This window comes from Glutamicibacter arilaitensis Re117 (genome assembly GCF_000197735.1).
Taxonomy (GTDB): Bacteria; Actinomycetota; Actinomycetes; order Actinomycetales; family Micrococcaceae; genus Glutamicibacter; species Glutamicibacter arilaitensis.
On record NC_014550.1, the window covers coordinates 1475763 to 1488471 of the forward strand.

The 12709-nt window shown below is 58.7% G+C and carries 10 protein-coding genes; 2 read left to right on the forward strand and 8 right to left on the reverse strand.

The genetic code is table 11. The features are described 5' to 3' along the window. The first annotated feature begins 147 nt into the window (after positions 1-147). Positions 148-699 (forward strand): acyltransferase family protein, encoded by a 552-nt coding sequence (locus tag AARI_RS07245; protein ID WP_157867113.1) that lies wholly within the window; start codon positions 148-150, stop codon positions 697-699. A gap of 206 nt (positions 700-905) precedes the next feature. Here AARI_RS07245 and hpaD read toward each other — a convergent pair whose 3' ends face one another. The 8 genes from hpaD to AARI_RS07285 form a co-directional block, all read right to left on the reverse strand. After that, complete coding sequence (hpaD, locus tag AARI_RS07250) at positions 906-2003, reverse strand: 3,4-dihydroxyphenylacetate 2,3-dioxygenase (RefSeq protein ID WP_041649587.1); 1098 nt, start codon at positions 2001-2003, stop codon at positions 906-908. A 63-nt stretch (positions 2004-2066) separates the two neighbouring features. After that, entirely contained in the window at positions 2067-3560 is a 1494-nt protein-coding gene (gene hpaE / locus AARI_RS07255; protein WP_013348677.1) for a 5-carboxymethyl-2-hydroxymuconate semialdehyde dehydrogenase, read from the reverse strand. Between the two features lie 74 nt (positions 3561-3634). Continuing rightward, positions 3635-4294 carry a GntR family transcriptional regulator gene (locus tag AARI_RS07260; RefSeq protein WP_013348678.1) on the reverse strand — a complete coding sequence of 220 codons (660 nt, stop codon included), beginning with the start codon at positions 4292-4294 and terminating at the stop codon, positions 3635-3637. Continuing rightward, entirely contained in the window at positions 4294-5820 is a 1527-nt protein-coding gene (locus tag AARI_RS07265; RefSeq protein WP_049862595.1) for a fumarylacetoacetate hydrolase family protein, read from the reverse strand. The genes AARI_RS07260 and AARI_RS07265 overlap by 1 nt, the downstream gene beginning before the upstream one ends. A 350-nt stretch (positions 5821-6170) precedes the next feature. Beyond that, a complete protein-coding gene (locus AARI_RS07270; protein WP_013348680.1) occupies positions 6171-7406 on the reverse strand; it encodes an ABC transporter permease in 1236 nt (411 codons plus the stop codon). After that, positions 7403-8110 (reverse strand): ABC transporter ATP-binding protein, encoded by a 708-nt coding sequence (locus tag AARI_RS07275; protein WP_013348681.1) that lies wholly within the window; start codon positions 8108-8110, stop codon positions 7403-7405. Before AARI_RS07275 ends, AARI_RS07270 begins: the two co-directional genes overlap by 4 nt. Then, positions 8100-9053 carry an efflux RND transporter periplasmic adaptor subunit gene (locus AARI_RS07280; protein ID WP_041648644.1) on the reverse strand — a complete coding sequence of 318 codons (954 nt, stop codon included), beginning with the start codon at positions 9051-9053 and terminating at the stop codon, positions 8100-8102. The genes AARI_RS07275 and AARI_RS07280 overlap by 11 nt, the downstream gene beginning before the upstream one ends. Positions 9054-9106: 53 nt before the next feature. Continuing rightward, positions 9107-10414 (reverse strand): ISL3-like element ISAar19 family transposase, encoded by a 1308-nt coding sequence (locus tag AARI_RS07285; RefSeq protein ID WP_013347368.1) that lies wholly within the window; start codon positions 10412-10414, stop codon positions 9107-9109. Between the two features lie 885 nt (positions 10415-11299). On the opposite strand from AARI_RS07285, the gene AARI_RS07290 reads away from it, so the two are divergent. Beyond that, a complete protein-coding gene (locus AARI_RS07290) occupies positions 11300-12598 on the forward strand; it encodes an IS1380-like element ISAar10 family transposase (protein ID WP_013348683.1) in 1299 nt (432 codons plus the stop codon). Positions 12599-12709 lie beyond the last annotated feature (111 nt).

The following is a 12709-nucleotide window of genomic DNA, read 5'->3' on the forward strand; positions in this document are numbered from 1 at the left end:
TTGGCCATGTGCTGGTGGCAGTTGCTGACGCCTCTAATCTCCAAGTTCCCCAAGACATCCGTGGGCCTATCATTTCTCATAGCTAGTATGTCGGGCATTTTTGAATAGATCGGCTACGACTTCACCTTCTCCCGTGCCGTCGTCTTCGTGCCATTCTTCGTCGTGGGTGCGACCCACGGACAGGTGATTCTCCGCACTGCAGGTCGTATTGCCGTCCAGTGGAAAATTGCAGGAGTTGTAGCGCTGGCCGGAGCGTGGTTGTATCTGTATTATCGAGACACTCGGCCTGGATGGTTGTACGGCAGTTTCTCCTTCGAACGCCTGGATACTCAAGACCCTCAAGGAGTGCTCTTCCGCATTGGTCTGCTGTTCATTGCGTCTGCCGCGATATTCGTATTCCTATCTCTGATGCCGGACAAGGATGGCATGCCAGCTATGCTCGGCCGGCGAAGCTTGGCGATATATCTCATGCACGGTTTCGTAGTTCTCGCTATTACTCCGTATCTTCCCCTGATCCTTGACCAAACAAATAGCATCGTGGCGTTCGTGGCTGCGGTTCTCTTGACCGTGCTGACAGTAGCGCTGTTCGCATTGCCTGTCTTCGACCAGTTGATTCGGTGGTTCAGCCAATTCATCGTCAGACAGATATCTAAGCCCGTGGTGTTGGCGTACCAGCGACTTTGGGTACCGCGCAACTAGGCACGTCGAGATCTTTGGCGGTTACTGGTCTACTGCTGGCCTGATACGTGCTTTCAGCTACCACTGTTGAGGAGATTGGTCATTCATAGCGAACTACTGCTGAAAATAAGAAAATCCCGGGTCCTTCGCGATAATTTCGCGAAGGACCCGGGATTTTGCGTAGCAGCTCAGGGAAGCTGCAAGCTCACGTCCAGAGGTTGTTCGGCTTAGACCTGGTTGCCCAGCTTGAAGCCCTTGGAAGCCTGGCCGTGGTACGAGCCATCTTCGTCACCGGCACGGGTGAAGGAGAAGCCGTCGGCGCCGATGGTGACTTCCAATTCGGAGTCGTCGGTGCGCTCGATGACTTCCTGCACGTTGCCATCCAGGTCCAAGACCTTGGAAGCTTCGGTGTACCAAGAAGGAACAACCGGGTTGCCCCACCAGTCACGGCGCTGGTTATCGTGCACGTTCCAGGTGATGGTCGGGTTGTCCGGATCGCCGGTGTAGTAATCCTGGGTGTAGATCTCGATGCGGTGGTCATCTGGATCCAGGATGTACAGGTAGAACGCGTTGGAGACACCGTGGCGGCCTGGGCCGCGCTCGATGCGATCCGAAATGCGCAGTGCACCCATCTTGTCGCAGATCTGGATGATGTTGTGCTTCTCGTGGGTGGAGAAGGCCACGTGGTGCAGGCGCGGGCCGTTGCCACCGGTCAATGCGGTGTCGTGCACGGTGCCCTTGCGGTGCATCCATGCTGCGTAGGTGGTGCCTTCGTCATCCTGGATGTCCTCGGTGACGCGGAAGCCCAGGTCCTCGAGGTACTTGCGGCCGCGTGGCACGTCCGGGGTGACCTGGTTGAAGTGGTCCAGGCGGACCAGTTCGCCAGCCGAGTACAGGTCGTAGCGCATGTGCAGGCGCTCTACGTGGGTGGTCTCGAAGAAGAACTCGTATGGGAAGCCCAGTGGATCCTCAACGCGCACGGCGTCGCCGATGCCCTTGACGAAGCCTTCCTTGCGGCGCTCGGTGCGGCAGCCCAATTCCTTGTAGTAGGCCTCGGCCTTGTCGACCTCTTCGGTGGAACGCACGCGGAAAGCCATGGCCTTCAGTGCGGCGACCGGACCCTTGGTCAGAACCAGGTTGTGGTGGATGAATTCTTCGAAGGAACGCAGGTAGATCTGGTTCTCGTCTTCGTAGGAAACATGCAGGCCCAGAACGTCTACGTAGAAGTTGCGGGAGCGCTCCAGGTCGGTGACGACCAATTCAGCGTAGGCGCAGCGCAGGATATCCGGTGCTGGAACCGAAGGGGTTGGGATCGGGTTTGCGATCTCTTTGCTCATGATTTGCTCCTTTGCAAGCAATAAAAACTAGTGGGTGGAAGCTGAAGCTTCTTAGACGCCGAACTTAGGGGAGTGCGCTTCGTTCAAGGTGATCTGGATGGACTGCTGGGTGGTGTAGAAGTCCACCGAGCGGTAGCCGCCTTCGCGTCCCAGGCCCGAAGCCTTCACGCCGCCAAATGGGGTGCGCAGGTCGCGGACGTTGTTGGAGTTCAGCCACACCATGCCCGAATCGATCTGGTGCGCGAAGTTGTGTGCACGCTTCAGGTTGGAAGTCCACACGTAGGCTGCCAGGCCGTACTTGGTGTTGTTGGCCAGCTCCAGTGCTTCCTCGTCGGTGTCGAACGGGGTGATGGCCACAACTGGGCCGAAGATCTCGTCCTGGAAGATCTGTGCATCCGGTGCCACGTCTGCGAAGACGGTCGGTGCAACGTAGTTGCCTTCTTCGAAGCCTTCGGCGCGGCCGCCGCCGGCCAGCAAGCGGCCTTCGGTCTTGCCGATCTCGATGTAGCTCATGACCTTTTCGAAGTGGTTCGGGTGCACCAGGGCGCCGACTTCGGTCTTCGGATCGCTTGGCAGGCCAACGCGGATGTTCTTGGCGCGCTGCGCGAACTTGGCAACGAAATCATCGTAGATATCGCGCTGTACCAGCACGCGGGAGCCAGCGGTGCAACGCTCGCCGTTCAGCGAGAAGACACCGAAGACGGTGGCATCCAAGGCTGCTTCCAGGTCAGCGTCGGCGAAGACGACTGCTGGAGACTTGCCGCCCAGTTCCAGGGACAGGCCCTTGAACTGCGGGGCTGCAGCGGTGGAGATGGTGGCGCCGGTGGAGGAGTCGCCGGTGAAGGAAACCAGTGGCACATCCGGGTGCTTGACCAGGTAGTCGCCGGCTACGGAACCGGAACCGAAGACCAGGTTGAAGACGCCTTCTGGAAGGCCTGCCTCGCGGAAGATTTCTGGCCACAGTCCTGCGGAGAGCGGGGTGTAGCTTGCAGGCTTCAGGACTACCGAGTTTCCGGTAGCGATGGCCGGAGCCAGCTTCCAGGATTCCTGCATGAACGGAACGTTCCATGGGGTGATCAGTGCGGCCACGCCGATTGGCTTGCGGTTCACGTAGTTCATCTGGCGCCCTGGCACGCGGAAGGTGTTGTCCACCTGTGCGACGATCAGGTCAGCGAAGAAGCGGAAGTTCTCTGCTGCGCGGCGAGCCTGGCCCTTGGCCTGGGTGATCGGCAGGCCGGAGTCGTAGGACTCGAGCAGCGAGAGCTCTTCATCGCGGGATTCGACGATGTCAGCGATCTTGTGCAGCACGCGGGAACGCTCGCGCGGCAGCATCTTGGACCATGGGCCTTCCTTGAAGGCCTTGTTTGCGGAGGCAACAGCCAGATCCACGTCTTCAGGCTGTGCCGAGGCGACGGTGGCGTAGTTGGTGTTGGTGACCGGTTCCTGCACGTCGAAGGTTGCTCCGCCGATGGAGTCAACGAATTCGCCGTTGATGTAGTGCTGCAGGTGGGTCGGAAGGTTTTCCGGTACGAAGTGCTTGCTCATGGCAATTCCTTTCGTGCGTTGTCCCGGTGTTTCCACCGGATGGATTTGGGCAAAACTATGGGTGGTGCTGGTGGCTAGATGGCGCTCGGTGCCATGCCGGCAGCCTTGAGGTAGGCGTTCAGGGTGTGGGCGCGGTGCTCGCGCGCCGCGGCCTCGATCTGCGCCGGAGTGGCATGGGTTCCGATCAGATCCAGCAGCTTCTCATGCTCCTGGACCGAGGCGCGGGCCCGGTTCGGGATGTGCGTGAAGGAACTCGCCCGCATCGCTGCCAGCCGGCGCCATCCGCGCTGGACCAGGTCCAGGATGTGCGGATTGGGGCACTGGCCGTACAACAGCTGGTGGAACTCGGTATTCATCCTGGTGAAGGCCACCGGATCGAAGTCCTCCAGGCACTGGCGCATCTTCTCGTTCAGCGCCCGTGCCTTGGCAAGCCACGCGGCATCCATGGAATCGGCGGCCAGCGCGGTAGCTGCCGGTTCGATGACCATCAATGTCTGCATGGTGTGCAGGTACAAGGTGGAATCCACGTGGGCTACCGTCGCCCCGACATTGCGGGTGAAGTGGACCAGGCCTTCGGCTTCCAACCGGCGGATCGCCTCGCGCACCGGAACCACGGAGCAGCCCAGCTCATCGGCGATGGTGCCCAGCACCAGCCGATAGCCGGGGGAGTACGCCCCGTTGACGATGCGTTCGGAGACCAGCTGGTAGGCCGCCTCGGACTTGGATGCGGTCATTACAGCGACCATGAGTCCAGATCCGGGCTGCCTGCGTCCTTCCAGGCGTTGTACTTGGTCTTCCATTCGGCGTTCATCGGGAACAGGCCCTCGATGCCGTGGCCGCGCTTGACCATCGCGAAGATGAATTCATCATTGGACTCGGTGACCATTGCCTCGGCGGCAACTTGTTCCACCATCGCTGGCGGGATGACCACGATGCCATCGGAGTCAGCCACGATGACATCGCCTGGCTGGACCGAGACGCCGCCGCAGGCCACGGTGATGTCCTTGTCCCAGGCCACGTGCTTGCGACCCAGAACTGCCGGGTGCGCGCCGTTGTAGAAGACCGGGATGTCCAGGCCGGAGACTGCGTCCAGGTCGCGCACGCCGCCATCGGAGATGATGCCGGCAGCACCGAGCTGCTGGGAACGCAGGGCCAGGATGTCGCCCAAGGTGGCCGAACCGGTTTCGCCGCGGGCCTCCATGACCAGGATCTCGCCATCGCCCAGCGAATCGATGGACTGCTTTTGCATGTTGTAGCCAGCGCCGTGGGCCTTGAACAGGTCCTCGCGGTTCGGGATGTAGCGCAGGGTGCGGGCGGTGCCGATCACGCGCTGCATGCCCTTGGTGGCACCTGGCACTTCGATGTTCACGTTGTTCAGGCCGCGCTTGCGCAGGGTGGCTGAAAGGGTTGCGGTGGCTACCGACGCCAGCTGTTCGCGGACCTTGTCGGTCAGCACGTCCTTGCCGGTGAGGATTGGTGCCATGCCAGCGGTCTCGCGGTCGCCGTAGGCATCTTCCTTGTCCTTGTCGGTGACCTTTGGCTGGTTGCCGAAGGCGGCGAAGGTGGCGGTGCCCTCGGTGGCGGTGGTCTTCAGCTTGCCAGTGGTGGCGCCGGTGACCAGGTCGGTCACCTCGACCTCGACGACATCGCCTGGGAAGAAGACGGTGGAGCCGGCAGGGGTGCCGGTGAGGATGATATCGCCTGGCTGCAGGGTCATCTGCTGGGACAGGTCGGCCACGATGGTGGCGAAGGAGAAGAGCAGTTCCGAGGTGTCGGCGTCCTGGGTGATCTTGCCGTTGACCCAGGTCTGCACGCGCAGCTTGGCTGGATCCAGAGTGGCCGCTTCCAGTGCTTTCGGGCCCATCGGAGTGTAGCCGTCGCCGGACTTGGAGCGGATGTTCGAGCCCTTGTCCGCGTACTTCATGTCGTGCACGCCCAGGTCGTTGGAGGCGGTGACCGAGCCGACGTAGCTCCAGGCGTCCTCTACTGAGACGCGGCGGGCGGTCTTGCCGATGATCAATGCGATTTCGCCTTCAAAGGCGAGCAGTTCGGTGCCTGCTGGGCGTTCCACGGTGGAACCGCTGGCGGCCAGCGAGCTGGTGGCCTTCATGAAGTAGCTAGGGAACTTGGGAGTACGGCCGCGCTGTGCTGCGCGCGAAGAGTAGCTCAGGTGTACGGCCAGGATCTTGCCTGCCTGGGCGAAGGTCTCTTCGGTTACTGGAACAATGTTGCTCACCGTTGATCGGCCTGCTTTCGTCATACATCAAGTCGTACATCAAATCGTATACGATCAGTGTGCTCTCAATCTCAAACGCTGTCAAGTGCACCGGAAAATTTTTTCCCATGGACGGAGCATAGGCCTGAAAATCCGCTGAATCACGGGATATTATTAAGAATAGTCCGGGAGTCCAAACCGGTGCCATTGGGGCTCATAAGGCCATGTAGGCCAGCGCACAATCGGTGGTTCAAATACCTGCCAGTCAGTGGATTTGATATCAGATCTGATATTTCTGCCGGGAAACGCAGAGCAAAAAGGCGTTGGCCGAAGAAAATATCTTCGGCCAACGCCTGAGCATGTCCAGCAAAACTCGCGTTTGCCGGTTCCAAGTCCTAGACGCGAATAGCATCCACAATCTTGACTCGGGCTGCCACCAGCGCAGGAAGCACACCGGTCAGTGCGCCTACGGCGATGGAAACTCCCATGCCAAGTAGGGCCGCACCGATAGGGAATGCAGGCATTTGATCCAGCTCGGTAGCCATCACCATATTCAGCAGAGTCTCGTTGGAGACCAAAGCTACGGAGATGAGCACGCCAATGCCACCTGCTACGGCCGTGGCTACGACGCTTTCCATCATCACCGAGAAGAATACGCGTTCGGTTGTTGCACCGAAGCTGCGTCGGATACCCACTTCGCGGATACGCTGCTTCATGGTCACCATGGCAACATTGAGCAGACTCAGGGAACCAAGCAGCAAGATGATGATTGCGATCCCGGCAACCACCATGGTCAACATCTTCAAGCTCTCATCAGCACCCCACATCAGATAATCTTCGCGGTGCGCATCAACTGTGAGACCAGGAAGTTCTGCCTGCATTTGCTGGCCGAAGTGCATGGCCAGCTCTTCGGATCCCTCAATGGGCACCCACAGCTTGTAGCTGACCTCATTGAGCGGAGCTTGGCTGCCGAACCAGTGCTCATAGGTGGCTGGCAGCATCCATAGCCTGCCGCCCATGCCGTAGCTGGTGCCCTTGGTAGTTCCGATGACCGTAACCGAGACGGCCTTGCCATTGCTCATCAAGTCCACGGTTAACGGCAGCCGGTGGCCTTCCAATCCCAATTCCTTCATGAAATTTCGGTCAACCACCGCCGCTGGTGCAAGATTCCGGGCATCTTCGGCTTCCAACCAGCGGCCTTCAGTAACAACCAGCCGGTGCATTGGTGCGTAGTCGGGATCAACCACCATGACCTCGGCATCAACACTCATGCCTTGGGCTGAAGCCGTCTGCTCGTAGTTGCGTCCCATCATGGTGGTGTACTCGACCTTGAAACGGTCACTGGTCTTTTGAAAGGCTTCGTCAATTTGGGCGTTGCCCGCAGGGCCACCGTCCGAGTTCGGGTCGAAGGCGTAGACAACGATCATTGCTGGACGACCCTCGCTTTCAAGGTTTTCGGTCATCATCTGACGCGCCATGCCAGCTCCGGCCAATGCGGTAGTCAACGAGGCCACGGCGATGGTGACACCAACCAAGGAGAGCAAGACGCGCAACTTGTGAATACGCAGTTCCTGCCATGCCTCCAGCAGTGCAGCCGCAAAACCGGTCCCTAAGCGGGTTAAGGATTTCATCTTGCCGCCACCTCACTGAGCGGATGCAGCCGCCCGCCATCCAATTGCAGCTGTTCTCGGGCCAAGGCCGCAACATTGCTGTCGTGCGTGATGGTGATCAGGGCTGCGCCGGAATCAACCGTGGCGGAATCCAGGAGATCCATCACTGCCCGTCCGGTAGTGACGTCCAAGGCACCGGTGGGCTCATCGGCCAGTACGACTCGTGGCCGGCGGACCAGCGCGCGAGCGATGGCCACACGTTGCTGCTCACCGCCGGAGAGGGTCTGGGGCATTGAATCCAAGCGTTTGCCCAGTCCTACGCGCTCCAAGGACTCGGTTGCTAGCTTGCGCCGATTCCAGAATTCATGGCCACTGGCGTACATCAGTGGAGCCATGACATTTTCCAGGGCAGTGCGTCCTGGCAGGAGGTTGAACTGCTGGAAAACGAAACCGAGGTCGCGCCCGCGGGCATGGGCCGCCTGCTTGGCGCTGAGGCGAGTGGCATCCTTGCCTCGCCACTGCAGGCTGCCGCTGGTGGGGCGGTCAAGCAGGCCAAGGATGTTCAACAGGGTGGATTTACCGGTGCCGGAACGACCTACGATGGCAATATGATCGCCTTCGGAAACACTGAGATCAATCCCGTTCAGGATGTGCAGCTCGCTGTCATCGGGCAGCAGGACGCTGCGGGTGACATTCTCAAGCTCCAGTAATGGCTCACCACTCATCTGTGGCGTACTCCATCCCCATCATGTCTTCAGGCGACGGGGTGGAACCTGGAACGAAGCGGAGCACTTCGGTTTCATCCTTCAGCCCTGAGATCACTTCGATGACCTTTCCGTCGGTCACGCCAAGCTCGACTTCGGTGCGGATTTCCTTGCCGTTTTCATCCAGCTTCCATACCGCGCCCTGGCCAACCAAACCACGAACAGCGGATACTGGAACGGTCAATACGTCTTCGGCGGAACCAGCGTCAATTTCCATGGTCATGTTCAAGCCATCGAATACTACGGTCTCCGTGGGTACAACACAGGAAATCTCGCTGCTTGAATCACTGTCAGCAGATTCATCAGCCACCATCGGGCCTGAGAATGAACCCATGTTCTGGTCCTCGGTGCTGCCGCTAGCCTTCTTTGACGCGCTATCACCGAAGTTCAAGTTCTTGCAGGTAAAAGGCTCCGGGCCACCGTCAATGGTGATCGTGGCTTCGAGATTTTCATCAAGCAACCGGTAGCGATCCAGTGGATCAACCGAACCAACGGCCAAGAACTCCTGGGGCTGAATGCTGCCGAGCGCTGTGCCCTTCGTGGTGTCGTCGCCGACCTCAATTTGGAAGGCTCCGACCTTGCCTGTGGCCGGTGCATATACGTCGTGGTACTTCATGACCGGTGCGGCAGCTCGTGGCTGTTGTTCGTCCTGGGGTTCTTCATCTTCTGCGCTGTCGGTCTCTGCAGAATCCGGCTGGGATTCGACACGGATCTGGAAAATTCGATCTCCGAGGGAGACATTGTCGCCGGGCTTGACGAAAGCCCAATTAACGACGCCGTCAACCGGTGCATTCAGCTCTTTTGATTCGGTGAGTTTGATGGAACCACCGATGGATAGCTTGTTCTCGACAGTTGCTTTCTCGGCGAAAACTGTCTCGGCCGGAATTTCGCCGGTCGGATACAAGTCGTCGTCGCTGGCAGCGGATCCGCCGGCAAATGCGAGCTTAACGAGGCTCTTCAGGATTGAGGGTGTAAACGCCGTCTAAACCCACCGGTCTCCAACAACGACCGGGCGATATAGTGCGCCAGATTCTTGAACCCCAACGCGATACCTCGCAGATGCTCCAACCTGCCATTCAAAGCCTCGGTAGGACCATTCGAACTACCAATATGATCAAAGTACGCGAGAATGTCCGTCTTCCTCCTGCGCAGGGTGCCGCCGAGCTTTTTCAGCTCCGGCAACCCTTTCGGTACCTTCGTGCCAACTTCGTTGATCAGTTGCTCCAAGGCCCACCGTCCGACCTCGGGCTTCGGTTGCCGGTAGGCATCCACCATCTTCTGATACACGCTCCAGACCAATTGAACCGGCTCATACTCCGGCTCCTTGAACAGGTCTTCAAGCTTGGTCTTCTGCTTTTCCGTAGCCAAGGATAGTCCCGTGGTCAGCGTTCGCCTGCACTTGTAAAGCGGGTCATCCTTGCGTCCTCGACGCCCATGTTGCTCACGTTGAATCCGTTGCCGGGTCTGGTCCAGCGCCTCGGAACCTAGTTTGACTACATGGAATGGATCCAACACCTCCACCGCGTGGGGTAGCTCCTCGACGGCAGCTGTTTTGAAGCCGGTGAAACCGTCCATTGCGACGACTTCAATGCCCTGTTTCCATTGTTCTTCTTGATCAGCCAGCCAGGTTTTGAATACAGCTTTGGATCTTCCAGGGACCATGTCGATCAGTCGTGCGGTACCGGTGCCGTCACGCACCGCGGTGAGGTCCACAATCACGGTGACGTATTTGTCGCCGGTTCGGGTATGCCGCCAAACATGTTCATCGACTCCCAGCACTTTGACCCCGTCGAAGCGGGTTGGATCATCAATCAGTAAGCGTTGACCTTCAGCCAGCACAGCCTCATTGGCGGTATTCCAGGTGACGCCGAGGCCTTCGGCAATTCGGGAGACTGACAAGTGGTGGCAGACCAGTCCAACCAGCGCCCAGCGTAGCCCGGTCCTGCTGATTTTCTGGCGTGGCGCTACTGCTTGGGACAGCTCTTCACGCCAGACTCGTTGGCAATTGGCGCAACGGTAGCGGCGGTGTTTGATGACTAGGACAGTGGGACGCCAGCCCAATGGTTCGTGGGCGAGGCGGCGAGTGACGGTATCGCGTGGAATGCCTGCTGCTCCGCAGGTTTGGCACCAAGGGATCGGGTTGGTGACGTGGCAGAGGATTTCGGCTTTCGCTGCGCTCAGGTGTTGCCCGATTGCGGTCAGTCCCAAGCCGTCAAGATTGGTGAAAGTGGTGAGGTCTGGTGCGGTGAAGGTAGGATTGAGCAACGTCGAGGTCTTTCGAAAATGGCTAGTGTAGTAACTTCCATTCTTCTGGAAGACCTCGACTTTTTCGTGCTCGGCGACATGCCCGGGAATCGGGGTGTTGGTTTCAGGTGGTTACACTCTTATTCCTGAAGAGCCATTTTCCCTAGCGGTGGAGGCATGTGGGGGTGGCTCCACCGTTACCTACCTCTTAAGACGGGAAGTCCGGATGCGCTCCGGTATCTCCCTGCGCGAAGGCCTATAGCGGCAGCGTTCTGGTGCTGGAGACGCCGGCTAGGTTGACGTCAACGGCTCCACCTCTTTACGCGTCAGCGTTTGGGAACTTTCATCTTGGACGGACTAAGGCATCCGGTGGGGCTGCGGCTCAAGGAGCCGGTCACGTGTGACGCAGACGCTGTTCCCAAGATATCTGATGGCCGAGTCCCGCATCAGAAGTATTCATTCTTGAGCATAATATGCATCAAATATGGGTTCGAAAGCGAGGCCTTCGACCTTGAAGATGGCTTCAGGTCAGGTCGAAACAGTACCGGCTTATGTGCCTAGATCTTCGCTAAATGAAACGGAAAGCGGCGCATATTGATTCGGCATTTGAGCCAGATGATTCGTCGAATCGTGGTTCGTCACCCCAGATTTTCATGCTTGTCCCAAGTTCTGCCACTCTCGATCTAACGTACTCTTTGGCCGGCACAAAGCTGACATACAAGCCCAACGCACGTCTAAAGCCAGGCGCGGGGCTGAAAGAGCATCTGCAAAGGCGTGTGCTCTAACCCGGGTATTTCATGAAGGCCGGTAGTCATTAACTGACTTAAAAGATGAAAAGGTGACCTGAACTGGGAAAATGGGAGTGTCTAAGCTTCCAAAATACCCGTTCAAAGGATCACCTTTTCAATGAACCATTCTACCCACGTTTTCCCTGCCTTCTCGACCCAACTCACCGGCCAGGCCCTGGTCTCTCATGCAGGGTTGTCGGTGCTGACCAGTTTCCTGAATGCCTTGGACTTCCGCAGCCTCTGCGAGAACCGGTTCAGCCAGTTCGTGCCAGCCACCGCAACCCACCGTCCAGGCAAGATCCTCGGAGCACTGGCTCTATCGTTGGCGGCCGGCGGTGAACAAGCCACAGATATTGACCAGCTACGCACCGCACCAGAACTCTTCGGCTCCGTAGCTTCTGATGCCACGGTCAGCCGATTCATGGGCCGGATCAAAGAACAGCCAGAAGCTTTCTCCTACGGGTTCGCCACCATGACCCGCAACCTGCGATCCAAAGTCTGGGCGGCAGCCGGAGCACGGAACCCCGCCCGGCTGGCCACGCCAGCCAACCCGCTGACCATCGACATCGACGCCTCCCTGGTGCAGGTCCATTCCGAAAAAGAATCCAGCGCAGGAACGTATAAAGGCGGATACGGGTTCTCGCCGATGATCGCGATGGCCGACTACGGCAAAGCCAATGGAACCGGCGAAGTCCTCGCGGTCCAGTTGCACCCGGGAAACCGGGGCGCGAATTCCGCCAAATCCCACATCGACGTACTCAACCAAGCGCTGGCGCAGCTGCCTGATGATTTCTACGACGAGCACGGAAACCTGTATCGAGAGAAGATCCTGGTCCGTACCGACAGTGCTGGGTCCTCCCGGGAGTTCTTGCACTACCTGGATTCGTTGGGGATCCAATTCTCCACCTCGTACTCGCTACCGGTCATCAAGGAGCGGTTCATCCGGTGGATCGATGAGAAGAAATACTGGGAACCAGCGCTGACCGCTGACGGGCAGGAACGTGATGACGCGTGGGTGATCGACGCGAGCAAGGTGATCGAGCTGAAGGACTACCCTCCAGGAACCCGGATCTATTTGCGGGCCGAGCCGTTGCATCCCGGCGCGAAAGCGACCTTGTTCGATACGGACGGGAATAGGGTGACTGCGTTCTTGACCAATAGCCCGCGGTTCAACGTGGCGTTCCTCGATGCCCGGCATCGTGCGCGTGGCCGGTGCGAAAACAGGATCAAAACCCTGAAGAGCGCAGGGTTGGGCAAGCTGCCGTATTGGTCTTTTGCCGCGAACCAAGCATGGGCTGATCTGGCGATGTTCGCACTGAATCTGGTGTCGTGGCTGCAGCTGGCCGTGCTACCCGGTGGTCATGACGCTTCGGTGTGGGATTTGAAGCGATGGCGGCACGGATTGCTGGCCGCCTGAACTGGTGATTGTCCTGTTGTTTCTTTGGTTGCGAATGGTCATCACAATCCAGGCAAGTGGAGCCTGGCCCCCAGCGCCGGTGCGTCAAGGCGCTATTTGGCATGGGCGGAA